At 74.7% G+C, this 26,456-nt stretch carries 23 protein-coding genes; 11 read left to right on the plus strand and 12 right to left on the minus strand.

Annotated features, from left to right (window positions below; translation table 11 throughout):
* The first annotated feature begins 47 nt into the window (after window positions 1-47).
* The 7 genes from MY520_RS10110 to MY520_RS10140 all read left to right on the plus strand — a co-directional run bounded on the left by MY520_RS10110 (window position 48) and on the right by MY520_RS10140 (window position 10,908).
* The gene (locus tag MY520_RS10110; protein WP_436691961.1) at window positions 48-800 is read left to right on the plus strand and encodes a maleate cis-trans isomerase family protein; all 753 of its coding nucleotides are present in this window, start codon (window positions 48-50) and stop codon (window positions 798-800) included.
* A 23-nt stretch (window positions 801-823) separates the two neighbouring features.
* A complete protein-coding gene (locus MY520_RS10115) occupies window positions 824-1,612 on the plus strand; it encodes an SDR family NAD(P)-dependent oxidoreductase (protein WP_436691962.1) in 789 nt (262 codons plus the stop codon).
* A gap of 139 nt (window positions 1,613-1,751) precedes the next feature.
* Window positions 1,752-2,147 carry a hypothetical protein gene (locus tag MY520_RS10120; protein WP_436691963.1) on the plus strand — a complete coding sequence of 132 codons (396 nt, stop codon included), beginning with the start codon at window positions 1,752-1,754 and terminating at the stop codon, window positions 2,145-2,147.
* Window positions 2,148-2,178: 31 nt separating this feature from the next.
* Window positions 2,179-3,036 carry an FAD binding domain-containing protein gene (locus MY520_RS10125; RefSeq protein ID WP_436691964.1) on the plus strand — a complete coding sequence of 286 codons (858 nt, stop codon included), beginning with the start codon at window positions 2,179-2,181 and terminating at the stop codon, window positions 3,034-3,036.
* The gene (locus tag MY520_RS10130; RefSeq protein WP_436691965.1) at window positions 3,033-3,506 is read left to right on the plus strand and encodes a (2Fe-2S)-binding protein; all 474 of its coding nucleotides are present in this window, start codon (window positions 3,033-3,035) and stop codon (window positions 3,504-3,506) included. The genes MY520_RS10125 and MY520_RS10130 overlap by 4 nt, the downstream gene beginning before the upstream one ends.
* A gap of 2 nt (window positions 3,507-3,508) precedes the next feature.
* Window positions 3,509-5,866, plus strand: a complete 2,358-nt coding sequence (locus MY520_RS10135) for a xanthine dehydrogenase family protein molybdopterin-binding subunit (protein ID WP_436691966.1) — start codon at window positions 3,509-3,511, stop codon at window positions 5,864-5,866.
* 101 nt (window positions 5,867-5,967) lie between these two features.
* Window positions 5,968-10,908 carry an NAD-glutamate dehydrogenase gene (locus MY520_RS10140; protein ID WP_436691967.1) on the plus strand — a complete coding sequence of 1,647 codons (4,941 nt, stop codon included), beginning with the start codon at window positions 5,968-5,970 and terminating at the stop codon, window positions 10,906-10,908.
* A 54-nt stretch (window positions 10,909-10,962) separates the two neighbouring features.
* Here MY520_RS10140 and MY520_RS10145 read toward each other — a convergent pair whose 3' ends face one another.
* From MY520_RS10145 to MY520_RS10170, 6 genes are all read right to left on the minus strand, one after another.
* Window positions 10,963-11,565: a TIGR03086 family metal-binding protein gene (locus tag MY520_RS10145; protein WP_436691968.1), complete on the minus strand. Its 603-nt coding sequence runs from the start codon at window positions 11,563-11,565 to the stop codon at window positions 10,963-10,965.
* Window positions 11,566-11,684: 119 nt separating this feature from the next.
* Window positions 11,685-13,106 carry an amidase gene (locus tag MY520_RS10150; protein WP_436691969.1) on the minus strand — a complete coding sequence of 474 codons (1,422 nt, stop codon included), beginning with the start codon at window positions 13,104-13,106 and terminating at the stop codon, window positions 11,685-11,687.
* 9 nt (window positions 13,107-13,115) lie between these two features.
* Window positions 13,116-15,719 carry a SpoIIE family protein phosphatase gene (locus tag MY520_RS10155; RefSeq protein ID WP_436691970.1) on the minus strand — a complete coding sequence of 868 codons (2,604 nt, stop codon included), beginning with the start codon at window positions 15,717-15,719 and terminating at the stop codon, window positions 13,116-13,118.
* Window positions 15,720-15,869: 150 nt separating this feature from the next.
* Window positions 15,870-16,628 (minus strand): peroxide stress protein YaaA, encoded by a 759-nt coding sequence (gene yaaA / locus MY520_RS10160; RefSeq protein ID WP_436691971.1) that lies wholly within the window; start codon window positions 16,626-16,628, stop codon window positions 15,870-15,872.
* Between the two features lie 29 nt (window positions 16,629-16,657).
* The gene (locus MY520_RS10165; protein ID WP_436691972.1) at window positions 16,658-17,449 is read right to left on the minus strand and encodes an exodeoxyribonuclease III; all 792 of its coding nucleotides are present in this window, start codon (window positions 17,447-17,449) and stop codon (window positions 16,658-16,660) included.
* Window positions 17,450-17,504: 55 nt separating this feature from the next.
* Complete coding sequence (locus tag MY520_RS10170; protein WP_436691973.1) at window positions 17,505-18,437, minus strand: acyl-ACP desaturase; 933 nt, start codon at window positions 18,435-18,437, stop codon at window positions 17,505-17,507.
* Window positions 18,438-18,636: 199 nt separating this feature from the next.
* Here MY520_RS10170 and MY520_RS10175 point away from each other — a divergent pair, with 199 nt between their 5' ends.
* Window positions 18,637-20,256, plus strand: a complete 1,620-nt coding sequence (locus MY520_RS10175) for an LCP family protein (RefSeq protein WP_436691974.1) — start codon at window positions 18,637-18,639, stop codon at window positions 20,254-20,256.
* Between the two features lie 3 nt (window positions 20,257-20,259).
* Here the strand turns inward: MY520_RS10175 and MY520_RS10180 are convergent, their stop codons facing one another.
* Window positions 20,260-21,852, minus strand: a complete 1,593-nt coding sequence (locus MY520_RS10180) for an ABC transporter permease (RefSeq protein WP_436691975.1) — start codon at window positions 21,850-21,852, stop codon at window positions 20,260-20,262.
* Window positions 21,849-22,760 carry an ABC transporter ATP-binding protein gene (locus MY520_RS10185; protein ID WP_436691976.1) on the minus strand — a complete coding sequence of 304 codons (912 nt, stop codon included), beginning with the start codon at window positions 22,758-22,760 and terminating at the stop codon, window positions 21,849-21,851. The genes MY520_RS10180 and MY520_RS10185 overlap by 4 nt, the downstream gene beginning before the upstream one ends.
* Before the next feature lie 57 nt (window positions 22,761-22,817).
* On the opposite strand from MY520_RS10185, the gene MY520_RS10190 reads away from it, so the two are divergent.
* On the plus strand, window positions 22,818-23,366 hold the full coding sequence (locus MY520_RS10190) for a GbsR/MarR family transcriptional regulator (RefSeq protein WP_436691977.1): 549 nt from the start codon (window positions 22,818-22,820) through the stop codon (window positions 23,364-23,366).
* A 4-nt stretch (window positions 23,367-23,370) separates the two neighbouring features.
* On the opposite strand, the gene MY520_RS10195 is transcribed toward MY520_RS10190, so the two are convergent.
* A complete protein-coding gene (locus MY520_RS10195; RefSeq protein WP_436691978.1) occupies window positions 23,371-23,754 on the minus strand; it encodes a VOC family protein in 384 nt (127 codons plus the stop codon).
* Window positions 23,739-24,050: an ArsR/SmtB family transcription factor gene (locus MY520_RS10200; protein WP_436691979.1), complete on the minus strand. Its 312-nt coding sequence runs from the start codon at window positions 24,048-24,050 to the stop codon at window positions 23,739-23,741. Before MY520_RS10200 ends, MY520_RS10195 begins: the two co-directional genes overlap by 16 nt.
* Window positions 24,051-24,103: 53 nt before the next feature.
* Here MY520_RS10200 and MY520_RS10205 point away from each other — a divergent pair, with 53 nt between their 5' ends.
* Complete coding sequence (locus MY520_RS10205) at window positions 24,104-24,301, plus strand: hypothetical protein (protein WP_436691980.1); 198 nt, start codon at window positions 24,104-24,106, stop codon at window positions 24,299-24,301.
* Between the two features lie 70 nt (window positions 24,302-24,371).
* Window positions 24,372-24,572 carry a hypothetical protein gene (locus MY520_RS10210; protein ID WP_436691981.1) on the plus strand — a complete coding sequence of 67 codons (201 nt, stop codon included), beginning with the start codon at window positions 24,372-24,374 and terminating at the stop codon, window positions 24,570-24,572.
* Window positions 24,573-24,601: 29 nt separating this feature from the next.
* On the opposite strand, the gene MY520_RS10215 is transcribed toward MY520_RS10210, so the two are convergent.
* Window positions 24,602-25,813, minus strand: coding sequence for an acyl-CoA dehydrogenase family protein (locus tag MY520_RS10215; RefSeq protein ID WP_436691982.1), 1,212 nt, complete (start codon window positions 25,811-25,813; stop codon window positions 24,602-24,604).
* A 44-nt stretch (window positions 25,814-25,857) separates the two neighbouring features.
* A complete protein-coding gene (locus MY520_RS10220) occupies window positions 25,858-26,280 on the minus strand; it encodes a DUF4383 domain-containing protein (protein ID WP_436691983.1) in 423 nt (140 codons plus the stop codon).
* Window positions 26,281-26,456 lie beyond the last annotated feature (176 nt).

The following is a 26,456-nucleotide window of genomic DNA, read 5'->3' on the forward strand; positions in this document are numbered from 1 at the left end:
GTACCCACGACCAGGCGGCGCCCCTGCGGTCCGCGGAACGGAGTTCCATGACCACCCGTCGTGTCGGTCTCATCGTGCCCAGCTCGAACACCACGATGGAGACCGAGATCCCGGCGATCCTGCGGGCCCGCGCGGAGCTGCGCCCCGACGAGGAGTTCACCTTCCACTCCTCGCGGATGCGGATGAAGCACGTGAGCCCGGCGGAGCTCGCCGCCATGGACGCCGACTCGCTCCGTTGCGCCGCCGAGCTCGCCGACGCCCGCGTCGACGTCATGGCCTACGCCTGCCTTGTGGCGATCATGGCGCAGGGCCTGGGCTACCACCGCAGCTCCCAGGAGAAGCTGGCCGCACAGGCCGAGGCCGAGAGCGGCAGCGCCGTGCCGGTGGTCTCCTCCGCCGGCGCCCTGGTCGAGGGCCTGCACCACCTGGGCGCCGAGAAGGTGGCGGTGATCGCCCCGTACATGAAGCCGCTGACCGCGACCGTCTGCGGCTACCTCGAGCACGAGGGCGTGGAGGTCGTCGACTCGCTCAGCCTGGAGGTGCCCGACAACCTCGCGGTCGGCCGGCTCGACCCCACCCGCCTGGTCGACCTCGCGCAGCGGGTGGACACCTCGGGCGCCGACGCGCTGGTGCTCAGCGCCTGCGTGCAGATGCCGTCGCTGGCCGTGCTCGACGCGGTGCAGCAGCAGTTCGACATCCCGGTCGTCTCCGCCGCGGCGGCGACGGTCTGGCGCATCCTCACCGATCTCGGCCTGGACCCGGTCGCCCCGCGCGCCGGTGCCCTGCTGGCCGGTCGCTGACCCCACACCCTGGGAGGACCGACATGGGAGCACTCGACGGCAAGGTCGTCGTCTTCACGGGAGCCGGCGCCGGCATCGGCGCGGCCGTCGTCCGCCGGTACGTCGCCGAGGGCGCGCGGGTCGTCGCCGTCGACGTCTCCGCGGGCGTCAAGGAGCTCGCCGACGAGCTGGGGGAGGCGGTCCTCCCCGTCGTCACCGACGTCCGGTCGTGGGAGGGCAACGTCGACGCGGCGACGGCGGCGGTCGACCGCTGGGGCCGGATCGACGTCTTCGTCGGCAACGCCGGGATCACCGACGGCGCCCGCCCGCTCGAGCAGATCCCCGGGGAGCACCTCACCGCGGCCTTCGACGAGCTCATGGGCGTCAACGTGCTCGCGCCGATGCTGGGCGTCCGCGCCTGCCTCGGCCAGCTGATCGCCACGCGCGGCGCGGTCATCCTCACCGGCTCGTTCGCCAGCACCAACGCCGCCGGGGGCGGGGCCCTGTACACGGCGTCCAAGCACGCGGTCCACGGCCTGATCCGGCAGCTGGCCTACGAGCTGGCGCCCGACGTCCGGGTCAACGGCGTCGCCCCCGGTGTGGCGCCCACCCGGCTGCGCGGGACCGCGGCCCTCGGCCAGGAGGCGAGCGACTCCGTCCTCCAGGGCACCGAGCGGGCGCTGCCGCTGCAGGAGGTCGCGGGTGTGGACGCCTACAACGGCGTCTTCACGCTGCTCGCCTCGGCGGAGGCCGACGCGATGACCGGCTCCCTGGTGACCGTCGACAGCGGCCTGTCCGTCCGCGGCATCGCCCGCCCGGGCGGCCGGGTCTGACCCGGGCGCCCGCCGCGGAGCTGGCCGAGGCCGGCGTGCCGGTCATGACCATCGGCTCCGCGCAGGCCCCGGGACCGGGTCTACGACGCCATCCACACCGCCTACTTCGCCGCCCGGCACATCTGAGAGGACGACTCCCGTGCAGACGATCGCACCGCAGACCACCGCCCCCGTCGTCGGCGTCGCCCTCCCCGAGCCGCTGCGCGAACAGCTGCGGGCGGTCGCCGGCCCCGACACCGCCTGGTGGGCGGCCGACTCCGTCGCCGACGCCCGGGCCGCCTTGACGTCGGCGGAACCGACGGTCGCCCCGGCGGTGGTCCTGGTCAGCTACGACTGGCGGGAGGCGTGGTCGGTCCTGACGCTGCTCAGCCGGCTGTTCGCGCTCCCCGGCGGGGTGACCAGCCGGGCGCTGCTGGTCACCGAGGCGCCCAGGTCGAGCCTGCCGGTCTGCCTCGCCGACGAGCCGCGCCTGGACGTCGTTGCCCCGGACGCGGCCCAGACGGCCCTCCGGACCCTGCTCGACCGGTCCTCCTGACCGTTCGTCCACCACCCCAGTGAGGAGTGCAGTGAAACCACCGCCGTTCATCTATGAGGATCCCCGCACGGTCGACGCGGCCCTCGCCCTCCTGGCCGAGCACCGGGACGACGCGACGCTGCTCGCCGGGGGACAGAGCCTCGTGCCGCTGCTCACCATGCGCCTGGCCCGACCGGAGGTGGTCGTCGATCTCAACCGGGTCGAGGGACTGGACCGGATCCGGATCTCCGACGACGCCGTCCGCCTGGGGGCGACGGTCCGGCTCAGCACCGTCGAGGCCGATCCCGGGGTCTCGGCGGCGCTGCCGGTGCTGGCCGAGGCGGCGTCGTTCGTCGCTCACCCGCAGATCCGGGCCCGCTCCACGATCGGGGGCACGCTCTGCCACGCCGACCCGACGGCGGAGATGCCGACCGTGGCGGTGGCCCTGGGCGCCCACGTGCACCTCCGCTCGCAGGCCGGGGTCCGCACCGTTGCGGCCGAGGAGTTCTTCGAGTCGGTCTTCCTCACCGCCAAGCAGCCTGACGAGCTGCTCGAGTCCGTCGACTTCCCGCGCCGGTCCGGGATGACGTTCGTCTACAGCGAGGTCGCCCGCCGGCGGCACGGCGACTTCCCCTACGTGGGCCTCTGCCTCGGCGTCGCCCGCGACGGCGGTGTGGTGACGGCGGCCCGCGCGGCCGCCTCGGGAGTGGCCGACCGGCCGCTGCGGCTGGCCGCGCTGGAGACGGCCCTGGTCGGCCGGTCGCTGGCCGCTGCGGTGGAGGACGCGGCAGCCGCGGCGGCCGCCGAGGTGGACCCGCCGGCGGACGCGCACGGCTCGGCGGCGTTCCGGCGCGGCCTGCTCCGCACCCTGGTACGGCGGCTGGCCGCCCGACTCGAGGAGACCCGATGAGCGAGACGGTCCGCACCGTGACGGTCACGGTGAACGACGACGTCCGGACGGCGGAGGTGCCGGCTCGGATGCTGCTGAGCGACTTCCTGCGGCACCGGGTCCGGCTCACCGGCACCCATGTCGGCTGCGAGCAGGGGGTCTGCGGCGCCTGCACCGTGATGGTCGACGGAGCGGCGGTGCGTTCCTGCCTGATGTTCGCCGTCCAGGTCGACGGCTGCAGGGTGGAAACGGTGGAGTCGGTGGCTCTCGACGGCGAGCTCTCCGGCTTCCAGGCCGCGATGAAGGAGCACCACGGACTCCAGTGCGGCTTCTGTACCCCCGGGATCGTCATGAGCGTGACCGCCGCGGAGCGCAACGGCGAGAGTCTCGAACGCACGGAGGACGCCGTGCTCAACGGGCACGTCTGCCGGTGCACCGGCTACCAGGGCATCCGCGCGGCCATCCGCCAGCAGTGGCAGGGGGAGGAGTGACCGTGTCGATCGGACAGCAGGAGCCCGGGAGCACCGGGCTGATCGGTGCGCCGGTGACGAGGGTCCAGGACGACCGCATGCTCCGCGGCTCCGGGTGGTACGTCGACGACCTCGACGAGGCCGGCACCCTGCACGCCGCGCTGGTGCGCAGCCCCGTGGCGCACGGTCGGGTCATCGGGTACGACGCCTCGGCGGCGCTCGCCCTCGAGGGTGTGGCGCTGGTGCTGGGTCCCAAGGAGCTCGAGGAGTTGCTCGCGCCCCTTCCGCATCCGTGGCTCATCCCAGGGCAGCAGATCACCGACGTCCGCCTGGTGGAGAGCGTCGCCCGTTACGTCGGGCAGCCGCTGGCCGTCGTCGTCGCGCGGACCCGGGCGGAGGCCGAAGACGCCGCGGAACTGGTCGACGTCGAGTTCGAGGAGCTCGGTGTCGTGTCGTCGTTGCGCGAGGCCCGCCGCGACGGTGCCCCGCTCGTCCATCCCGAGTTCGGCGTCAACCGGGTGGGCGCCATCCACTTCGGCGACCCGCTGCCGGACCTCGAGGCGTCGTTCGCGGAAGCCGCCCTGGTGGTCGACCGGGTCTTCACCGTCCCCCGGGTGGCCCACAACCCGATGGAGCCCCGAGGGCTGGTGGCCGAGTACCAGCGCGCCACCGGCCGCCTCGACGTCGTCTCCAGCACGCAGGTGCCGCACCTGGTCCGCCAGGAGCTCGGCCGGGCACTCGGCCTGCGCGCCGACTCCGTGCACGTCGTCGCGCCGGACGTGGGCGGTGCGTTCGGGCAGAAGACGTCGCTGTTCCCGGACGAGGCGATGGTCTGCGCCGCCGCCAAGGTGCTCGGCCGGCGGGTGAAGTGGATCGAGGACCGGGCGGAGAGCCTGACGGTCGCGTACCAGGGCCGCGGTCAGGAGAGCCGCGGGCGACTCGCCGTCGCGGCGGACGGGACGTTCCTGGCGCTGCACGTCGACATCCACGGCGACATCGGCGCGTTCCCGAGCACCGGCACGGGTGGCGCGGGGCCGTTCATGGTGTCGGCCCTCATGGCCGAGGGCCCGTACCGGTTCCCTCTGGCCGGGAGCACGGTGACCGCCTGGTACACCAACGCCACCCCGACCGGCGCGTTCCGCGGCTACGGAATGCAGGAGACCACGTTCATCCGTGAGCGCCTGGTCGACGAGGCGGCCCGGTTGCTGGGCGCCGATCCGGTCCAGTTGCGTCGGCGGAACATGCTCACCGCCGCCGAGCTGCCGTTCGTGACCCGGCTCCAGATGCCGTACGACAACGGCGACTATCCCGGCGCGCTGGACCGGGCGGATGCGATGGCCACGGACCGTGCGAGGCCGTCGGCCGGCCGCGTGCGCCGCGGGGTCGGCCTCGCGTCGATGACCGAGATCACCGGCTACGCGCCCACGGCGCTGCAGGAGGCGTTCGGTATCCACTGGACGACGTGGGACTCCGCCCGCATCCGGGTGAACGAGGACGGCACGGTCACCGTCCACTCGGGGGTCACGTCGGTCGGGCAAGGGATCGAGACGTCCCTGGCTCAGGTTGCCGCCGAACGCATGGGGGTGCCGCTCTCCTGGGTCACGGTGCAGCTCGGCGACACCTCGACCGCGCAGTTCAACAACATGGGCTCGCAGGCCAGTCGGGGGCTCACGGTCGCGGGCGCGGCGTTGTGGCAGGCCGCGGCGCGGCTGCGCGAGCGGATGGACGCCCTCGCCGCCGCCCACCTCCAGGTGGAGGCCGATGGCGTCCGCCTGGACGGCGACGCCTACGTCACGGCCGATGGACGGCGGGCGCTCTGGCGAGACATCGCACACCGGGGCTGGATGGGCTGGGGCCGTCGGCCCGACGACCCGATCGCGCTGGAGGAGACCGTCGAGTACGACCCTCCCAGCATCACCTACGGCTACGCGACGCACGGCGCCGAGGTGGCTGTCGACCTCGACACCGGGCGGGTCACCGTCGAGGACTACTGGCTGGTGCACGACGCCGGCCGGGTGGTCAACCCGCTCATCGTGGCCGGCCAGATGACCGGTGGCGTGGCGATGGGCATCGGCGCGACGCTGCTGGAGGAGGTCTCCTACTCCGACACCGGCCAGCCGACCGCCACCACGTACCTCGACTACCTGCTGCCCATCTCCGAAGACGTGCCGGACGTGGAGCAGCACCACGTCGAGACCGCCAGCGATGTCACGCCCGGCGGCTTCAAGGGCGCGGGGGAGAGCGGCCTGATCCCCCCGCCGGCGGCGATCATGAACGCCGTCGCGAACGCGGTGCCGGAGATTGCCGAGCGGCTGGTGGCCATCCCGCTGACCCCGTCGCGGCTGTGGGACCTGTTGGAGGAGGCGGGTCTGACCCGCTGAGGAGGTCGAGGGTCGCCCCGGTGGCCGGAGAGCCACCGGGGCTCCCAGGCCGGGCCCGTCGTTGTGACGGCGGGCACCCGATCGGTCTAGCGTCAGGCGTCATGGCCAGCACCACCGGCACCGCCCCGGCGACCCCGGGGACGGACCCAGCGGACGACCCCACCCCGGCGTCCGCACTCGACGGCACCACGTCCGACCTCGCCGCCTTCGAGGCGGCGCGCACCGAGAAGCGCCGGCTCCTGGAGGAGGCCGCGCAGGCCGCCCTCGGCTCCGGCGACGGGCTGCCGGTGGGCTGCACCGCCGGCGACGTCCCGGCCCTGCTGCAGCGCTACTACTGGAGCGAGCCGGCCGCCGAGGTGCTCGAGCAGGACCCGGCCGACCTCGCCGCCCTCGCCCTGGGCCACCTGCGGCTGGCCGAGGTGCGCCCGCAGGGCTCGGCCACCGTCGAGATCCAGCAGCTGCCCGCACGGTCGGGCGCCGGGGCCCGCTCGATGGTCCTCGTGGTCACCGACGACATGCCCTTCCTCGTCGACTCGGTGACCGCCGAGGTGGTCCGGCAGGGCTTCCGGCTGGAGCACGTCGTCCACCCGGTGGTCGTGGTGCGGCGCGACGTCACCGGCCGGATCCGCGCGTTCTGCGACAGCGCCGAGCCCGGCGCCTGCGGCGCCGACGCCCTCGCCGAGTCGTGGATGGCCGTCGTCCTGGACGGGCCGCTGGACGAGGAGGCCTCCGGCGACCTGGTGGCCGGCCTGCGGACGGTGCTCGCCGACGTCCGCGCGGTCGACGAGGACGCCGGTCGCATGCGCGCCCGCGCCCTGGAGCTGGCCGGCCGGCTGGCGGACCTGCCCCCGCGCGAGGACGGCGACCCGGCCGACGACCCCGCCGAGGCCGCGGAGCTGCTGCGCTGGCTGGCCGACGACAACTTCGTCTTCCTCGGGGCGCGCGACGTCGACCTGCTCCCCGCGCGCGGCCGGACGACGGTCCGCGCACTGCCGGGCAGCGGCCTCGGCGTGCTGCGCAGCGACGCCGACGTGACGGCCGCGCCCGAGGGCGCCGGCGGCCCGTCGCTGCTGGTGGTCACCAAGGCCGACAGCCGCTCGACGGTGCACCGCCGGGCCTGGCTGGACCTGGTCACCGTCACGCTGCCGGACGGCGACGGCGGCCCGGCCCGCCAGCACCGGCTGGTCGGCCTGTTCCCCGGCCCCGCCTACGCGCACGGCGTCCGCGAGGTGCCGCTGGTCCGCCGGCGGGTCGCCGAGGTGATCGAGCGCTCCGGCGTGCCGGCCGACAGCCACACCGGCAAGCAGCTGCTCGACGTCCTGGAGACCTATCCGCGCGACGAGCTCTTCCAGGTGGGCACCCCCGAGCTGCTGCCGGTCGCGCTGGCGGTGCTGCAGCTGCAGGAGCGCCGGCAGACCCGGCTGTTCCTGCGCCGCGACCCCGCCGACCGGTTCTGGTCGGCGATCGTCTACCTGCCCCGCGACCGGTACACGACCGAGGTGCGGCTGGCGATCCAGCAGCAGCTGCTGGAGCGGCTGGGTGGCAGCAGCATCGAGTACACCGCCCGGATCACCGAGTCGGTGCTGGCCCGGCTGCACTTCGTCGTCCGGCCGCCGGCCACCCGCCGCGGCCGGCCCGAGCTACCCGACGTCGACGTCCCGGCGCTGCAGGCGGCGCTGGCCGCCGTCGCCCGCAGCTGGACCGACGACCTCGCCGACGCGCTGGCCGCCCGCTACGGCGCCGACGCCGAGCGGCGGCTGGCCCGGGTCGCCGACGCCTTCCCCGCCGCCTACCAGGAGGACTTCGCCGCCGCGGTCGCGGTCGAGGACCTCGAGCGGCTCGACGCCCTGGCCGAGGGCGAGCTCGGCCTGCTGCTGCGGCGGCCGGCAACGGCCGCGGCGGAGCCACGGCTGGCCGTCTACCGCGTCGGCCGGCGGCTGCTGCTGTCCGACGTCCTGCCGATGCTGCAGCACATGGGCGTCGACGTCATCGACGAGCGGCCCTACGAGATCGACCGCATCGGCGCGCCGCTGGCCTGGATCTACGACTTCGGGCTCACCGCCCCCGGCGGCGAGCTGCCCTTCCCCGGCTCGCTGCCGGAGCGGTTCACCGAGGCGCTGTCCGCGGTGTGGCGGGGCGACGCCGAGGACGACGGGCTGGGCGCGCTGGTGCTGCTGGCCGGCCTCAACTGGCGGCAGGTGACGGTCGTCCGCGCCTACGTGCAGTGGCTGCGCCAGGCCGGGCTGCCGTTCGGGCAGGGGTACGTGGAGACGACGCTTGCCGCGCACCCGGACGTCGTCGCCCGGCTGGTGGCGCTGTTCGAGACCCGCTTCTCCCCGGGCCGCGACGCGGGGCGGGCCGCCCGCCAGGAGGAGCTGATCGCCTCGCTGCGCGAGGCGATCGGCCGGGTCGAGTCGCTCGACGCCGACCGCGTGCTCACCTCGCTCCTCGCCGCGGTCACCGCCACCCAGCGGACGACGTACTACGCGGGCGGTCCGCTGGCGCTCAAGCTGCACCCGGCCACCGTCCCCGACCTGCCCGAGCCGCGGCCGGCCCGCGAGGTCTGGGTGAGCTCGCCGCGGGTCACGGGCGTGCACCTGCGCTTCGGCGCCGTCGCCCGCGGTGGGCTGCGCTGGTCCGACCGGCACGAGGACCTCCGCACCGAGGTGCTGGGCCTGGTCAAGGCACAGATGGTGAAGAACACCGTCATCGTGCCGACCGGCGCCAAGGGCGGCTTCGTCGTCCGCCGGCCCCCGCCCGACGGCGCGAGCCGCGACGAGGTCCTCGCCGAGGGGCAGGCCTGCTACCGGCTGTTCATCGGCGCGCTGCTGTCCCTCACCGACAACCTGGTGGACGGGAAGGTCGTCCCGCCCGACCGCGTGGTCCGGCACGACGGCGACGACACCTACCTGGTGGTCGCCGCCGACAAGGGCACTGCGACCTTCTCCGACCTGGCCAACGCGGTGTCGCTGGAGCGCGGGTTCTGGCTCGGCGACGCCTTCGCCTCCGGCGGGTCGGTCGGGTACGACCACAAGGCCATGGGGATCACCGCCCGCGGCGCGTGGGAGTCGGTGACCCGCCACTTCCGCGAGCTCGACCTCGACGTGCAGAGCCAGGACTTCACGGTCGTCGGCGTCGGCGACATGTCCGGGGACGTCTTCGGCAACGGCATGCTGCTCTCGGAGCACATCCGGCTGGTCGCCGCCTTCGACCACCGGCACGTCTTCGTCGACCCCACGCCGGACGCGGCGGCCTCCTTCGCCGAGCGGCGCCGGCTGTTCGCGCTGCCGCGCTCGTCGTGGGCCGACTACGACCCCACGCTGATCAGCCCGGGCGGCGGCGTGTGGCCGCGGACGGTCAAGTCGATCCCGGTCAGCGAGCCCATGCGGACCGCCCTCGACCTGCCGGCCGACGTCGACACCCTCTCGCCGGTCGAGCTGATCCGCGCCGTCCTGCTGGCCCCGGCCGACCTGCTGTTCAACGGCGGCATCGGCACCTACGTCAAGGCCGCCACCGAGAGCGCGCTGGACGTGGGGGACAAGGCCAACGACGCCGTCCGGGTCGACGGCCGCGACCTGCGGGTCCGGGTGGTGGGGGAGGGCGGCAACCTCGGCCTCACCCAGCGCGGGCGGGTGGAGTACGCGCTGGCCGGGGGCCGGGTCAACACCGACGCGATCGACAACTCCGCGGGCGTGGACACCTCCGACCACGAGGTCAACATCAAGATCGCCCTGGACCGGGTGGTGGAGGCCGGCGAGCTGGACGCCGAGGGCCGGGCCGCGCTGCTGGGCGAGATGACCGACGAGGTCGCCGTCGCCGTCCTCACCGACAACCACGCGCAGAACGCCGCGCTGGCGGTCGAGACGACGTCGGCGCGCAGCCTGCTCGACGCCCACCAGCGCTACCTGCGGGCCCTGGAGCGCTCGGGGCGGCTGGTGCGCAGCGTGGAGGCGCTGCCCGACGACCGGGCGATCACCGAGCGGCGCCGCGACGGGCACGCGCTGACCGGCCCGGAGCTGTCGGTGCTGCTGGCCTACGCCAAGCTGGAGACCGGGGACGCCGTCCTCGCCTCCGACCTGCCCGACGACCCGTCGCTGGAGTCGCTGCTGGTCGGCTACTTCCCCACCGGGCTGCGCCGGCGCTTCCCGGCCGCGGTCACCGGCCACCCGCTGCGGCGGGAGATCGTCGCCACCGCGCTGACCAACCGCGCGGTGAACGTGGCCGGGGTGACGGGGCTGTTCCGGCTGGTCGAGGAGACCGGTGTGCCGCCGGCGGGCGTGGTGCGGGCGCACGCGGTGGCGCGGGCGGTCTTCGAGGTGGACCGGCTGTGGGACGCCGTCCGCCCGCTGGACAACCGCGTCTCCGCGGGCACCCAGGTCGAGCTGTGCACCGAGGCCACCCGGTTGGCCGAGCGGGCCACGCGGTGGCTGCTCGGGCTGCCGGAGCTGTCCGCCGAGCAGGGGGTGTCGGTCGCGGGGGTCAGCGACCGGTTCGCCGCGCCGGTCGCCGCCGTGCGGGCCGGGTTGCCGTCGTGGCTGCTCGGCGCGGAGGCCGCGGCGTACGCCGAGCGGGCGGCCCGGCTGGAGCAGGCCGGCGTGCCACCGGCCCTGGCCGGTGAGGTGGCGGCCGCGCCGCTGCTGCCGGTCGCGCTCGACCTCGCCGTCGTGGCCGAGCGGACCGGCGCCCCGATCGAGCTGGCCGGGCGGGTGCAGCAGTGCCTGGCCGAGCGGCTGGCGCTGGTGCCGCTGCGCGAGCTGGTGATCGCGCTGCCGCGCGACCGCCGCTGGCCCTCCATGGCCCGGGCCAGCCTGCGCGACGACCTGACCGGGGAGCAGGCCGCGCTCACCGCCGAGGTGCTGGCCGGCCGCCGCGCCGACACCGAGTCCGCCGGCGAGCTGGTGCGGCGCTGGTCGGGCGGCTGGGACAACGCCCAGCAGCGGGCGGCGGCCCAGCTCGTCGACATCGCGTCGGGGGACCGGCAGGAGCTGGCCGAGCTGCTGGTCGCCGTCCGGACGCTGCGCGGCCTGCGCCGCCGCACCTGAGAAGGGACCCTCCGCCCCACCACTCGCAGGCTCGCGGCGGGACCCTGCAGGGGCCTAGCAGGGCGGTGTCCAGGCGGGGTCGCGGCCGACGAGCCCGAGCGCGCGGTCCTGCAGCGGCGCGTCGTCCGGCACCTCGACCACCGGGCCGAAGACGACGACGCCCGGGCCGAAGGCGCCGGGCACCCGCATGACGTCGGGGATCTGCTGCAGGCCGGGCCACATGCGCTCGAGCTCCTCGGCGTCGATCGCGTCGTCCTGCCCGGTCGCGCGGGCGAGGTCCCAGCGGTGCAGCACCAGGTCGGCGCTGGCCACCTGGTCGACCATGTCGGCGCCCGCCATCGTGCCGGCGGGGCTCTCCGTCTGCCGGGTCGCCAGGGCGGGGTCGGCCAGGATCGCCTCCACCTCGGCGCGCGCCGTCCGGAAGGCCGCGAGCGGGTCGTCGTCCACGCTCGGGGCCGACGCCGGCGTCTGCCCGTAGGGGCGCAGCATCACGTGGTGCATGTCCACGATGTGCCGGACCACGTCCCGCGCGTCCCACTCCGCGCACGGCGACGGTCGGGACCAGTCGGCGTCGCCCACGGCGGCCACCGTCGCCTCGAAGGCGTCGGCGCGGCGCCGGTAGCGCTCGGTCACCGCGGCGAGGTGCTGCTCGGACACGGCTCGGGGCTCCTCGGTCATGCGGGTCAGACCGTTCCCCCGCGGCGGACTCATCGGTGGGGCGCGTCGAGATCGATCTGTCGCTGTCTAGTCCTTCCGCTAGAGAACGGCAGACGACCTCAGAGCGGCGGACGGCGCTCGCCGAAGCGGGTCGCCTGCTCGAAGGCGTGCCCCACCTCGAGCACCCGCCGGTCCGCCCGCGGCGCGGCCACGACCTGCAGGCCGACCGGCAGCCCGTCCGGCGTGAACCCGGCCGGCACGGACAGCGCCGGGCACCCGGTGGGCGTGATGAGGGTGCAGGCGCGCATCCACTCGAGGTAGTTCGCCAGCGGCACGCCGCCGATCTCGGTCGGGTACTCCTGCTCCACCGGGAAGGGCAGCACCTGGGTGGTCGGCGCCAGCAGGACGTCGTAGCGCTCGAAGAACGCGACCACCCGCTCGTACAGCGCGGTGTGCGTCATCTCCGCCCGGGCGACGTCGGCGCCCGACAGCTTCGCGCCCATCTCGGCGTTCCAGCGGATCGCCTCCTTGAGCTGGTCCGGGTGCTGCCGGGCGAGGTCGGAGAACGAGGCGTCGAACAGCCAGGCGCGCAGCGTGCCGAAGACGTCGTCGGCGCCGGAGAGGTCGGGGCAGTCGGGCGTCACCGTCGCGCCGAGCTCCTCGAACACTCCGACCGCCGCCCCGAGGACCGAGGTGATCGCCGGGTCCACCCGCACCCGTCCCCCGAGGTCCGGCGCCCAGGCCACCCGCAGCCCGTCCAGCCGCTCGGGCAGCGGCGCGGCGAACGGCGCGCCGGGGTCGTCCAGCGAGATGGGGACGCGCCGGTCGGGGCCGGCCACCGCCGACAGGGTCAGCGCCACGTCGGCCACCGTGCGGCCCATCGGGCCCTGCACCGACAGCTGGGACCAGCCGATCGGCGCCGGCCAGGTCGGGACCCGGCCCGGCGTCGGGCGCAGGCCCACGACGTTGCAGAACGCCGCCGGGTTGCGCAGCGAGCCGCCCATGTCACTGCCCTCGGCCAGCGGCACGAACCCCGCTGCCAGCGCCGCGGCCGCCCCGCCGCTGGACCCCCCGGCCGACAGCCCGTGCCGGTACGGGTTGTGGGTGGCGCCGAACAGGGTGTTGAAGGTGTGCGAGCCGGCCGCGAACTCCGGGGTGTTGGTCTTGCCCACCCGGATGGCGCCGGCCGCCCGCAGCCGGGCGACGACCAGCTCGTCCTCCGCCGGCACCGTGTCGACGTGCAGCGGGGACCCCCAGGTGGTGCGCATCCCCCCGGTGGCGTGCGTGTCCTTGTGCGCGACCGGCAGCCCGTGCAGCGGGCCGAGCGCCTCGCCCGCGGCCTGGGCGGCGTCGGCGGCGTCCGCGGCGGCGCGGGCACCCTCGGGGTCCAGCGTGACGACGGCGTTGACCCGCGGGTCGAGCCGCTCGATCCGGTCGAGGCAGGCGTCGGTCAGCTCGCGCGCCGACAGCTGCCGGGAGCGGATCAGCGCGGCCAGTTCCGTGGCGGGGCGCAGGCACAGCTCGTCCGTGGAGGTCGTCACACCGGAAGGCTAGGTGGCGGGCTCCGCGGGAACGACCTCCGGGACGACGTTCGGCCCGGCCTCCGGTGGCCGCGGCCGGTTCTGCGGGTGCAGCCGGACGGCGACCAGCGCGACGTCGTCCTCGGGGCTGCCGTCGACCAGCCGCTCCAGCACCTCGTCGAGCATCTGCTCCAGCGGCAGCCCGGCCAGGTCGATCAGCGCCTGACGCAGCCGCACCATCCCGGCGTCGAGGTCGGCGTCGCGCCGCTCGACCAGGCCGTCGGTGAACAGCAGCACCGTCGCGCCGCGGTCGAGGGTGACCACCGACTCCTGCCGCCGGGTCTCGGGGTCGACGCCGAGCAGCAGGTCGCCGTGCCAGGAGGCCAGCTCGGCGACGCTGCCGTCCGGGTTGATGACCAGCGGCGGCAGGTGACCGGCGTTGGCCCAGCGCATCCGGGTGAGCCCGCGCTCGCGCTCGTCGGGGGTCTGCTCGAAGCGCGCGACGGCGGCGGTGGCCAGCACCCGCGTCTGGAGCACGGCCATGGAGGCGTCCAGGCCGCGCAGCACCTCCACCGGCGGGGCGTCGCTGTAGGTGGCGATGCCCCGCAGCAGCCCGCGGAGGTGGCCCATGGCCGCGGCCGCCTCGGTGTCGTGGCCGACGACGTCGCCGATGACCAGCATCGTCGCCCCGCACGGCTGCATGAAGGCGTCGTACCAGTCGCCGCCGACCCGCGCGGCCTCGACGGCCGGCTGGTAGCGGACGGCGATCTCGGCGTGGTCGGGCTCCGGCGGGTCGGTGAGCAGGCTGCGCTGCAGACCCTCGGCCAGCTGCTCCTGCTGGGCGTAGAGCCGCGCGTTGTCCAGGGCCAGCCCGGCCCGGTCCGCGACGTCCTGGGCCACGGTGACGTCGTCCGGCGTCGACGCGTGGCCCTCGGCGTAGAACAGCGTGAGGAGGCCGACCGTGCGGCCGCGGGCGCGCAGCGGCAGGGCGATCTCGGTGACCGGTGCCAGGACGGCGAGCAGGTTCTTGGCCGGCCCGGGCGGCAGCACGTCGAGGACGTCCTCCCCGGCGAAGGTGACCGCCTCCCCGGTGTGCAGGGCGCGGGCGACCGGCGCGGTCACCGGCATGACGTCCATGCGCACCTCGGCGTACCGCTCCAGGACCGAGCGGCTGGCCGGCTCGGCGTGCCAGCTGCCGACGTCACGGGGCCGGCCGTCGGGGTCGATGACGGTGAGGATGCAGAAGTCGCTCAACGCCGGGACCACCAGGCGCGGGAGCCGGGCGGTGGCGGCCTCGACGTCGAGGGTGCCGGCGAGCTCGGCGCTCACCTGCGCGAGCAGGGCGAGCTGCTGGGCCGACCGCTCGGCGCGCTCGCGCGCCTGGCGCCGCTCGGTGACCTCCAGGAAGTAGACCGACAGCCCCTCGGGGGTCGGCCAGGCCCGCAGCTCGTACCAGCCGTTCAGCGGAGCGGGGTAGTACGCGTCGAAGTTGACCGGCTCCCCGGTGTGGACGGCGTGGCGGTAGCTCTCCTCGAACACGCTCCGGGTCGCGGCCGGGAAGGCCGCCCACAGCACCTCGCCCAGCAGGTCCTCGCGGGAGCGGCCCAGCAGCCGCTCGGCCTCGGCGTTCACGTGCGTGAACCGCCACTCGTGGTCCAGGGAGTAGAAGCCGGCCGGCATCGCCTCCAGCACGCGGGCCACGCGGGCCTGTGCACTGCGGTCCTCGGTCGTGTCGTGGGCGGCGCCCAGCAGCCGGACGGTGGTCCCGCCCAGCCCGGCCAGCGCACGGCCCCGGGCCTGCACCCAGCGGGTCTCGCCGTCCGGGCGCACCACCCGGTACTCCGCCTGGAAGTCCCCCACGTGCTCGATCGAGCTGCGCAGCGCCTCGCCGACCCGGGGCAGGTCGTCCGGGTGCAGGCGGGCGTTGAAAGCCTCGATGGTGCCGTCGAAGTCCTCGGCGGTGTAGCCGAACATCGTCATCAGCGGCTCGTCCCAGATGAGCTCGCCCGTGCGCAGGTCCCAGTCGAAGGTGGCGACCCGGCCGGCGTCCATGGCCAGGACCCAGCGCACCCGCTGGCGCTCGTGCTCGTTGGCCAGCGCGGCGTACTCGAGCTCGGTGACCACCAGGTCGGCCAGGTGCTGCAGGGTCGCCAGGTCGCTGTCGCACCACTCGTGCGGCTCGGCGTCGAACACGCAGAGGACGCCGACGACCAGGTCCGACTCGTCGATCAGCGGCACACCCAGGTAGGAGGCGACCACACCCGACCTGACCGGCTCGAGGTCCCGCACGCGGACGTCGGCGCGGGCGTCGCGGATGGCCAGCGGAGCGCCGAAGGCGGCGGCGAGGGCGCAGGGCGACTGGTCCAGCGGGGACTCCTGGCCGCGCCCGCCGGGGGGCACGCCGGCGATCCCCGCGATGGTGTGGGCGTCGTCCAGGATCGAGATCTGGGCGGACCGGGCTCCGAGCAGTCGCGCGGCCAGCTCCACGAGCCGGTCGAGGGCCGCGGTGCCGAGGCCGGTGGTGCGCAGCCGCCGCGCAGCGCGGACGCGCGCGGGATCCGCGCGCAGTCGTCGGGCGGCGAGGGCAGCATCGAGCACCGGCACGGCGCTGCCGTCCCGCGGGGATTCCGCCACAGGTGCCCTTCTCGTCCGGCGAGGACCGCCGGTGTCTGACGCGGACCACGGGTGTTCGGGTCAACGTCTCACGCCAGTTATGCCACGCGGAACGCGCGCGGGCAAGGAAAACTGACCCAGATCACTGCGACGGTGACCGTCAGTGACCGCTCACCCGGTGGCCTGCGCGGCCGGGACGACGAGCGTGAGCGCCGTTCCGCCGTCGTGTTCCACGTGCAACCCGGCCCGCCGCAGCAGGGCCCGCAGCCGGACGACGTCGGCCGGCTCGGCCGTGGTGGTGGCCAGCAGCCGACCGATCCGGCCCTTGTGCGCCTTGTTGAAGTGGCTGACCACGGCCCGGGTGCCGTCCGGGCGCTCGCTGAGCACGTCGACGGTCACCGCGCCGGGCACCGGGGCCAGCGCCGCGTAGGACCCGCTGCGCAGGTCGACGACGAGCTCGTCGACCGCGGCCAGGACCGGGCCCAGGACCGGCCGCCACAGCGCGCGCACGGTGGGCAGGCCGGGCAGCGCCGAGCCGGCCGAGAGCCGGTAGGCCGGGATGGCGTCGGTGCCGCGGACCAGGCCGAACAGCGCCGAGCCCACGGCCAGCCGCCGGTCGGCCCGCGCCCGCTGGGAGCGGGTCAGCGAGCCGACGTCGAGGGCGTCGTAGAGGACGCCGGTGTAGCGCTCCAGCGCCGGCATCGTCGGGCTGGCGAACAGGACCGCGTTGCGGGCGATCTCGTCGTCCTGCTTCGGGGACAGGCCCAGTGCGGCGCGGGAGGCCGGCAGGTCGGTGGCGAGGTCGGTGAGCGTCTTCGCCAGCTCGGTGCGGACCGGCGTCAGCTCCGGGGAGGACAGTGCGTCGAGGTCGAGCGGGGCGCCGGCCCCGCCGGGGGCCTTGGTCTCCGACGGGGGGAGCAGGACGAGCACGGGGAACCAGGATACGTGCTCGTCCTCCGTCAGTCGGACAGGTCGACGACCACCGGAGCGTGGTCGCTGGCGCCCTTGCCCTTGCGCTCCTCGCGGTCGATGAGCGCGCGGGTGGTGCGCGCGGCGAGGGCCGGCGAGCCCAGCACGAAGTCGATCCGCATGCCCTCGCGGCGGGGGAAGCGCAGCTGGGTGTAGTCCCAGTAGGTGTAGACGCCCGGGCCCGGCGTGTACTCGCGGACGACGTCGGCGTACCCGGCGTCCACGATCGCGCGGAACGCCGCCCGCTCGGGCTCGGAGACGTGCGTGGAGTGGGCGAACACCCGCATGTCCCACACGTCGTCGTCCTGCGGGGCGATGTTCCAGTCCCCGACCAGGGCCACCGCGGCGGCCGGGTCCGCGGTGAGCCAGCCGCCCGCCGTCTCGCGGAGCGCCGCGAGCCACCGGAGCTTGTACTCGTAGTGCGGGTCGGTGAGCGTGCGGCCGTTGGGCACGTAGAGGCTCCACACCCGGACCCCGCCGCAGGTGGCCCCGAGCGCGCGGGCCTCGGCATCCGGATCGTCCCCCCAGCACGGCTGCCCCGGGAAGCCCACCTCGACGTCCTCGAGCCCGACCCGGGACAGGATCGCCACGCCGTTCCACTGCGAGAAGCCGACGTGGGCGACCTGGTAGCCCAGCTCGGTGAAGCGCGACTCGGGGAACTGGTCGTCGCGGCACTTGGTCTCCTGCAGCGCGAGGACGTCGACGTCCGAGCGCTGCAGCCAGGCGACCACCCGGTCGGCACGGCTGCGGATGGAGTTCACGTTCCAGGTGGCCAGGCGCACGTGGACCGAGCTTACGGAGTGGATCCGCCGGCGTTACCCCGACCGGACCCCTCCGTCAGGCCTGCTTCGCCGCCTCGCGGGCGCGCATCCGCTCCCGGCTCTCCACGAACCGGGTGGCCTGGCCGTCGAGGCCGGTGAGGAACTCGGCCAGCTCCTCGCGGGCCTTCTCGCCGGCGGGCCCGAGGTCGGTGCGCTCGAACACCTTCCACGCGCGCAGCACCGGGCTGACGACGTCGTCGTGGTGCAGCCGCAGGTCGTAGATGCCGGCCTTGGCGATGAGCATGGAGTTCTTGCGGAAGCCGGCCATCGTGGCCCCCGGCATCTCGAAGCCGACGACCTCCCGGGTGACCGCCTGCATGGCCAGGTCGGGGTCGATGTCGAACGCCGCGGCCATGAGGTTCCGGTAGAAGACCATGTGCAGGTTCTCGTCGGTCGCGATCCGGGCCAGCAGCCGGTCGGCGATCGGGTCGCCGGTGGCCTTGCCGGTGTTGCGGTGCGAGACCCGGGTCGCCAGCTCCTGGAACGAGACGTAGGCCAGGGCCTCCAGCGGCGTCTTGTCACCGGAGTCGTAGCCGAGGGTCATGTAGTCCATCCGGGCCCGCTCGAGCGCGACGGGGTCCACGCCGCGGGTGACGACGAGGTAGTCCCGCAGCGCGACGCCGTGCCGGTTCTCCTCCGCCGTCCAGCGGCCCACCCACTGGCCCCAGGCGCCGTCCCGGCCGAACCGGGTGGCGATCTCGCGGTGGTAGCTGGGCAGGTTGTCCTCGGTCAGCAGGTTGACGAACATCGCGGCCTTCGCCGGCTCGTCGAGCCGGGACTGCTCCGGCGACCAGTCCTCACCGCCGAGGAAGGCGAAGTCCCGGCCCTGCGACCAGGGGACGTAGTCGTGCGGGTGCCACTCCTTGGCGACGGCGATGTGGCGGTCGAGGTTCTCGGCCACCACCGGCTCGAGCTCGTGCAGTACCGCTGCGTGCGGGGACTGGGACATGCGGACCTCCGGGGATCGACCTGCGCTCAGGTGAGGCACGTGCCGACTCCCCGCTGTGTTCCCCGGAGCGGCCCTCGTCACGCATCTCCCAGCCGGCTCATGGTGTCCTCCCAGGTGGGGCGGGTATCACGGCGGTACCGGCCGGCCGCGAGTGGGACCATGGCCGGATGACCGGCATCGGCCCTGCGGGAGCGTGCACGTGACCCACGACAGGGACGAGACCCGGCCGATCGGTCCGTCGCGGCCGCTCCCGCCCATCCCGTCCGGCCCCGCCGGCCGGCGCCGGGGCCTGCGGCACTTCTCCACCGCCCTGGCGATGACCGTCGTCGGCGCCCTGGTTCCCGGGACGGCGTTCCTCGCGGCCGGCCGCCGCTGGCTCGGCGCCCTCGTGCTCCTGGTCTTCGCGCTGCTCGTCGGCGGCGGGGTGTGGCTGGCCACCGGCGGCCAGCGCACCGCCGCGCGCATCGCCGTCGACTCCACCTGGCTGGGCTGGGTGGTGGGCGGGGTGCTGGCGCTGGCCGTGCTGTGGATCGTGGTCGTCGTCGCCGGCTACCGGGCCCTGGTGCCCGCGGGGACGTCGCGCGTCCGGCACCTGCTCGGCGCGGTCGTCGTCCTGGCGCTGCTGGTGGGGATCTCCTACCCCGCCTACAAGGTCGCCGAGGTGGCCGCGGCCCAGCGCGGGCTGCTGGACGGCCTCTTCGCCGACGACCGGGAGTCCGCAACCGTCGTCGACGTCCCCGACCCGTTCGGCGACAAGGAGCGGGTCAACGTGATGCTGCTCGGCGGCGACGGCGGGGAGGGGCGGGAGGGGGTCCGCACCGACACGGTGATCGTCGCCAGCATCGACACCGACACCGGTGACACCACGCTGATCAGCCTGCCCCGCAACTTGCAGGACCTCCCCTTCCCGCCCGGCAGCCCGCTGGACGAGGCCTATCCCGACGGCTTCGAGGGGGTCAACGAGAGCGAGGGCCTGCTCAACGCCGTCTACCGCAACGGCCCGGCGGAGCACCCGGAGATCCTCGGCGAGACCGACGACCCGGGGGCCGACTTCCTCAAGCTCGGCGTCGGGGAGGCCCTCGGGCTGACCGTCGACTACTTCGTCCTGGTCAACCTCGACGGCTTCAGCCGGGTCGTCGACGCACTCGGCGGCATCACCGTGAACGTCAACTACTACGTGCCGATCAACGGCGACCCGGGCACCGGTGAGCTCCCCGACGACTACATCGAGCCCGGACCCGACCAGCACATGGACGGGTTCACGGCGCTGCAGTTCGCCCGGGGCCGGTACGGGCTGACCGACTACGACCGGATGGCCCGCCAGCGCTGCACGATCTCGGCGATCATCGACGCCGCCGAGCCCGGCACGCTGCTGCAGCGGTACCAGGAGCTGGCCGCCACGACGCAGGACATCGTGAGCACCGACATCCCGCGCTCGGCGCTCGACGACTTCGTCGACCTCGGCTTCCTGGTCAAGGACGCCGAGGTGCGCAGCGTCGTGTTCGACACCAGCCTGATCGACCCGGCGTACCCCGACTACGACGCGATGCGCCGGATCGTCCGCGATGCGCTGACCCCGCCGCGCCCGGCGGCCGACGACGCCCCGCCGAACGGCACCCCGGCCCCGCAGACGACGACCGAGCAGACGCCGACCGAGCAGACCCCGGCCGAGCAGACCCCGGCCGAGCAGACCCCGACGGCCGGCAGCACCGACGGCGACCCCCAGGCGGTGGCCGACGTCGGCGACGCCTGCGCCTACGACCCGGTGCAGGCCCGCGAGGCGGTCGCGGCAGGGGAGCCCCCGAACAAGGCCGACTGAGGCTCAGCCGGTGAGCACGTCGCGACGGCGGAACGCGCCCAGCCCCAGGGCCAGCAGCCCCGCGGCGACGGCGGTGAGGACGGCGAGCGGCAGCGCCGTCCACGGCTCGATCGGCACCGCCGGCGTCCAGCTCAGCGGGGACAGGTCGTCGGCCCAGGCCGGCCAGTCGAGCGAGCCGGCGAGCATCGTGGTGACCGCGACGTAGGCGACCACCACCCAGGCCGCCGCGGCCGCCACCCGCGGCAGCAGCCCCGACAGCGCCAGCGCGGCGCCGGCCATCACCCAGACCGCGGGCAGGTAGCCGAGCGCGGCCGCGAGCAGCCGGCCGAACTCGCCGCCGTCCCCGGTGGCGGCCGCCCGCGTCAGCCCCGTCGCCGCGCCCGAGAGTCCCACGAGCAGCGCGGAGCCCAGCAGTGCGACGGTCGCGTGGCTGCCCAGCCAGGCCGTGCGGCTGGTGGCCGTGGCCAGGACCGGCTCGGCCCGGCCGGCCGACTCCTCGGCCCGGGCGCGCAGCACCGCGGAGACGGCGTACGCGCCGGCGAGCAGGGCGTTGATCGCCAGCGTCGTCGCCAGGTAGGCGTCGACCAGGCTGGCCGCGTCCGGGAGGAACGCGCGGGCCTCCGGGTTGTCGGCGAACAGCGTCTCCACCGACTCGGCCAGGCCGCCGTAGACCAGCCCGAGCAGGGTCAGGCCGACGGCCCAGCCGACGAGCGACCCGCGGTGCAGGCGCAGCGCCAGCCCCAACGGCGAGCGCAGCGACCGGTGTGCCGACGCCGGGCCGGGGCGCGGCGGCACCAGGCCGGCGCCGAGGTCCCGGCGGTCGAGCAGCGCGACGGCGCCCACCAGGAGGGCGGCGGTGGCGGCGAGGCAGACCAGCAGCGGCCAGGCCCGGTCGTCGGAGTAGGGGTGCACGGCCTGGGCCCAGCCGATCGGCGAGGTCCACACGACCGCGCTGCCCTCGATGTCACCCACCGCACGCAGCACGAAGGCGACGGCGAAGACGGCTCCGACGATGCCGTGGGCGGCGCGGGTGGAGCCGGTGACCTGGCCGGCGACCGCGGCGACGGCGGTGAACACCAGACCGGCGGCCCCGATGGATGCCCCGAGCAGGGAGGAGCCCCGGGCCGGCAGCCCGGTCGCGGTGGCCACGGCGCCGATGGCCACCGCGGTCGCGACACAGGCCAGCCCGGAGACCAGCACGGCGGCGGCCAGCGGGGCGTGCCGGCCCACCCGGGTGGCCCGCACCAGCTCGGTGCGGCCGGCCTCCTCGTCGCCGCGGGTGAGCCGCCCGGTGGTGGTCATGGCCATGAGCGCCACGACCAGGACGACGAACGCGGAGATCTCGAAGGCGACGGTGCCCGCGACGGTGTCCAGGCCGACCGGCGGCCCGGCCAGCGCGATCGTGGCGGCGTTGCTGCCGACCGAGGCCTGGTAGGCGGCGAGGTCCTGTGGCGAGTCGTACACCGCCTGGCTGGAGACCGACTGGGTGGCGACCAGCCCGGCGGCCACCGCGATCCACACCGGCAGCCGCACCCGCTCCCGGCGCAGCGCGAAGCGGACCAGCGGACCGGTCCCGGCGAGGGCGACCGCGCTCACGACCGCACCGCCTCGAGCTCGGCGAGGTCCTCGCCGTAGTGGCGGAGGAAGAGCTCCTCCAGGGTCGGCGGGGTGCTGGTCAGCGCCGTGACCCCGAAGTCGCCGAGGTGCCGGACGACGGCGTCGAGGGCGTCGGTGTCCACGTCGAACCGCACCCGCCCGTCGGCGCGGGCCAGGTCGTGGACGCCGGGCAGCGACTCCAGCCCGCTCACCGGCCGCAGGGTCTGCACGGTCATCGTGGTGCGGGTCAGGTGGCGCAGCTCGGCCAGGCTGCCGCTCTGCACCGTCCGTCCGTGCCGGATGATGCTCACCCGGTCACAGAGCGCCTCGGCCTCGGCGAGGATGTGGCTGGACAGCAGCACGGTGCGGCCGTCGGCGCGCAGCCGGCGCACCTCCTCCTGGAACACCGCCTCCATCAGCGGGTCCAGGCCCGAGGTGGGCTCGTCGAGGACGTACAGCTCGGCGTCGGAGGCGAGGGCGGCCACCAGCGCCACCTTCTGCCGGTTGCCCTTCGAGTAGGCCCGCGCCTTCTTGCGCGGGTCGAGGTCGAAGCGCTCGAGCAGCTCCGCCCGGCGCGCGGGGTCCAGCCCGCCCTGCAGCCGGCCGAGCAGGTCGATCGCCTCGCCGCCGGTGATGCCCGGCCACAGCGTCACGTCGCCGGGCACGTAGGCGAGCCGGCGGTGCAGCTCGACGGCGTCGGCCCACGGGTCGCCGCCCAGCAGGCGCACCCGGCCGGCGTCGGCGCGCAGCAGCCCGAGCAGGACGCGGATGGTGGTGGACTTCCCCGAGCCGTTGGGACCGAGGAAGCCGTGCACCTCGCCGTGGGCGACCTCGAGGTCGAGGCCGTCGAGGGCGCGGGTGCTGCCGAAGGTCTTGATGAGACCGGAGACCACGATGGCGGTGTCCATGCGGTCGAAGCTACACACGGTTCACGAAGTTGTGAATGTTGTGCAGCGTGGCCTACCGTGATCACCGGCAGGTGCGGCGAGCGGAGGGCGGACGGCGTGGCGGACGACGGTGAGCGGATCACGCTGCTCCGCTTCGTGGAGCGTTTCGCGCTGGTCCTGCGGGAGGCCGGGATGGCGCCCATGCCGGCGCGCGTGCTGGCCTACGCCCTGGCCGACGACGCCGACGCCTACACGGCCGGTGACCTCGCCCGGGGCCTCGGGGTGAGCCCCGCGGCGATCAGTGGCGCGGTCCGCTACCTCGTGCAGGTCGGCTTCTTCGCCCGGGAGCGCGAGCCGGGGACGCGCAGCGACCTCTACGTCCTCGACGACCGCGACCTCTGGTCCCGCTTCATGTCCGCGGAGCTGCACTCGCTGCGTCGCTTCGGGGAGACCGTCGCCGAGGGGGTGGCCGCCCTGGGCGCGGACCGGCCGGGCGGCCGGCGGCTGGCGGAGACCTGCGACTTCATGACCTTCCTGCACGCCGAGCTCAGCGACGCGGTGCGGCGCTGGCCGGCCGAGCGCGACCGGCTGGCCGCCGGCCGGAGCCCGGTCGCCCCGGCCGGGTGACCGCTCACGCCGCGTGGATCTGCAGGAGGTTGCCGCAGGTGTCGTCGAGGACGGCGGTGGTGACCCCACCCATGGCGGTCGGCTGCTGGGTGAACCGGACGCCGAGCGCGCGCAGCCGCTCGTACTCCTCGTGCACGTCGGCCACGGTGAACGAGGTGAACGGGATGCCGTCGGCGACCAGGGCCTCCTTGAACGGCCGCACCGCGGGGTGCTCGCCGGGCTCCAGGACGAGCTCCACGCCGTCGGGGTCCTCCGGGGAGACGACGGTGAGCCACCGGTGCTCCCCGAGCGGCAGCTCGGTCTTCTTCACGAAGCCGAGCACCTCGGTGTAGAAGCGCAGCGCCTTGTCCTGGTCGTCGACCAGCACGCTGGTCAGGGTGATCCGCACGGGTCCTCCTCGGGAGTGCTTCCTCGGTGTTGCGGCCGCCACCGCTCGGTGATGGCCCGCAGGGGCGTGGTGTCCAGGTGGTGGAACTTGTAGCGGCCCTCGCGGCGGGTCAGCACCAGGCCGGCCTCCTCGAGCACGTCCAGGTGCTGCGAGACCGCCTGCCGGCTCGAGGTCAGCCCGTGCCTGGTGATCAGCCGGGTGCACAGCTCGAACAGGGTCTGGCCGTCCCGCTCCTGGAGCTCGTCGAGGATCGCCCGCCGGGTGGGGTCCGCGAGGGCCTTGAACACGTCGCCCACAGCCGAACGATACGCAAGTGATTACTTGCATGACAAGGGCCTAGGGTCGCGGCATGAGCACTCCCGGACCGGTGGACCGCCGCGAACGGCTGGTCGCCCTGCTCGCCGCCGGGATCGCCGTCGTCCTGCTGGTCTCCTCGGTCACCTGGTTCGCCAGCGACCAGGCCGGCGTCGGCGTCGCCCAGCTGTTCCTCGGCGCCGTCCTCGCCGGTGCCGCCGCTCTCCTGTACCGGCGGGCGCAGCGCCGCTGACGACGTTGCAGGTCACCGGCGCGCACCGCACGCTGGACGACGACGGTCGACGACCGAGCGGAGGTCAGACGTGAAGCTGGACAAGCAGGAGCTGCTGCGGGTGCTGCGCACCGAGGGCGACAACGACACCGCGGACCGGGTGGACGCCCAGCTGCCCGACGAGATCGACACCGACCGGGACGGCGCCGCCCTCGACGCCGTGGGCCTGGACCGCACCCAGCTCATGGCGAAGCTGGCCGGCGGCGGCTTCGGCGGCACGCTCGCTCCCTGACCGGTACGCCCCCTCGGCGCTGGGTGCGGTCAGCCGGTGTGGGGGCGTTCCCGGGCCAGCTCCTCGCGGGCGACCGAGCGCAGGTGGACGGCGTCCGGACCGTCGGCGATGCGCAGCGTGCGGGCCGCGGCGTAGAACCGGGCCAGCACGGTGTCGTTGCTGACCCCCGCCCCGCCGTGCACCTGGATGGCGCGGTCGATCACCGCGCAGGCCACCCGGGGAGCGACCACCTTGATGCCCGCGATCTCCGTCCGGGCGCCCTTCGCGCCGTACCGGTCGATCAGGTCGGCGGTCTTGAGCACGAGCAGCCGGGCCTGGTCGATCTCCAGGCGGGACAGCGCGATCAGCTCGCGGACGGTGCCCTGCTCGGCGAGCGGCCGTCCGAACGCGACCCGGCTCTGCGCCCGCGTGACCATCAGCGCCAGGGCCCGCTCGGCCATCCCGAGGGCGCGCATGCAGTGGTGGATGCGACCGGGCCCCAGGCGGGCCTGCGCGATCATGAAGCCGTCACCCTCGCCGGCCAGCACGTTGGTCGCCGGCACCCGGACGTCGGTGAGCACGATCTCCGAGTGGCCGTGCTGGTCCTGGAAGCCGAACACGGGCAGGTGCCGGACGATCTCCAGGCCCGGGGTGTCCCGCGGGACGAGGACCATCGACTGCTGCCGGTGCGGGGCGCCGTCCGGATCGGTCTTGCCCATGACGATGAAGACCTGGCAGCGCTCGTCGGCGGCGCCGCTGGTCCACCACTTGTGCCCGTTGATCACGTAGTCGTCGCCGTCGCGGACGATCGAGGTCTGGATGTTGCGCGCGTCCGAGGACGCGACGTCGGGCTCGGTCATCGCGAAGCCGGAGCGGATCTCGCCGGCGAGCAGCGGCTCGAGCCAGCGCTCCTTCTGCTCGGGCGTCCCGAACAGCATGAGCGTCTCCATGTTGCCGGTGTCCGGAGCGCCGCAGTTGGTCGCCTCCGGGGCGATGGTCGGGCTCCAGCCCATGATCTCGGCGACGGAGGCGTACTCCAGGTTGGTCAGCCCGCCCAGCTCGGGGGAGAAGAGGTTCCACAGGCCCCGCCGGCGTGCCTCGGCCTTGAGCTCCTCCAGCACCGGGGGGTGCCCGTGGTCGTCGTGGCCACGCTCGGCCCGCCACCGGTCGTAGACCGGCTCCGCGGGGAAGACGTGCTGACGCATGAAGTCCCACATCCGGCCGCAGACGTCCTCGGCTCGAGCGGAGAGGGCGAAGTCCATCCTGGCAACGTAGAGGGGAGGACCGACCGCCGTCCCGTCGCGGGTCAGTCCCAGGGGGTCGTCTCCCGGTCCGGCGGGACCAGCGTCAGCCCCAGGCCGATGAGGGCGCTGACGAGGTGCACCCAGTTGTTCGCCCAGTCCAGCCCCAGCAGGTCCCACGACGCGCCGGTGGCCACGAGCCCGTACACGAAGGACGCGCCGAAGCCCAGGAGCAGCACCCAGCCGAAGGCAGGGACGCCGTACGGCCGGCGGGCCAGGGCGAGGCCGACGATGCCGACGACCAGGTGCACGAGGTTGTGCGTCGGGTGCACCGCGACGCCGAGCAGTTGGTGGCCGGTGTGTTCCGCGGCGCCCTCGAAGCCGGTGACCCCGAAGCCGGCGATCCCGAGCAGGGTGTAGAAGGCGCCCACGGCGAGAGCGAGCGTCCGGGGTGCGGTCATCGGGGCCGCCCCGTCGGCTGCGGGCATGGCGGCTCCTCCATGCGGACGGGATGGCGCCGTGTCGGTTGGCTGACCACTCTCTCCCACGCCGTGCGGGAACGGCCCCCGGATGCGGATTGGACCTTCGTCGCATACCCACCCGCCGCACCGTCGTACGACCGCACCGCCGTGCCGGAGACGCCGGAGGCCGGACCCCCCTGTGG

This window comes from Geodermatophilus sp. CPCC 205506 (assembly GCF_051383635.1).
Lineage (GTDB): Bacteria > Actinomycetota > Actinomycetes > Mycobacteriales > Geodermatophilaceae > Geodermatophilus.

Excerpts from the sequence above, each read along its gene's own strand:
- MY520_RS10110 (WP_436691961.1), top strand. The coding sequence starts at position 48 with ATGACCACCCGTCGTGTCGGTCTCATCGTGCCCAGCTCGAACACCACG.
- MY520_RS10115 (WP_436691962.1), top strand. The coding sequence starts at position 824 with ATGGGAGCACTCGACGGCAAGGTCGTCGTCTTCACGGGAGCCGGCGCC.
- MY520_RS10130 (WP_436691965.1), top strand. The coding sequence starts at position 3,033 with ATGAGCGAGACGGTCCGCACCGTGACGGTCACGGTGAACGACGACGTC.
- MY520_RS10140 (WP_436691967.1), top strand. The coding sequence starts at position 5,968 with ATGGCCAGCACCACCGGCACCGCCCCGGCGACCCCGGGGACGGACCCA.
- MY520_RS10170 (WP_436691973.1), bottom strand. The coding sequence starts at position 18,437 with ATGTCCCAGTCCCCGCACGCAGCGGTACTGCACGAGCTCGAGCCGGTG.
- MY520_RS10185 (WP_436691976.1), bottom strand. The coding sequence starts at position 22,760 with ATGGACACCGCCATCGTGGTCTCCGGTCTCATCAAGACCTTCGGCAGC.
- MY520_RS10205 (WP_436691980.1), top strand. The coding sequence starts at position 24,104 with ATGAGCACTCCCGGACCGGTGGACCGCCGCGAACGGCTGGTCGCCCTG.
- MY520_RS10215 (WP_436691982.1), bottom strand. The coding sequence starts at position 25,813 with ATGGACTTCGCCCTCTCCGCTCGAGCCGAGGACGTCTGCGGCCGGATG.
- MY520_RS10220 (WP_436691983.1), bottom strand. The coding sequence starts at position 26,280 with ATGCCCGCAGCCGACGGGGCGGCCCCGATGACCGCACCCCGGACGCTC.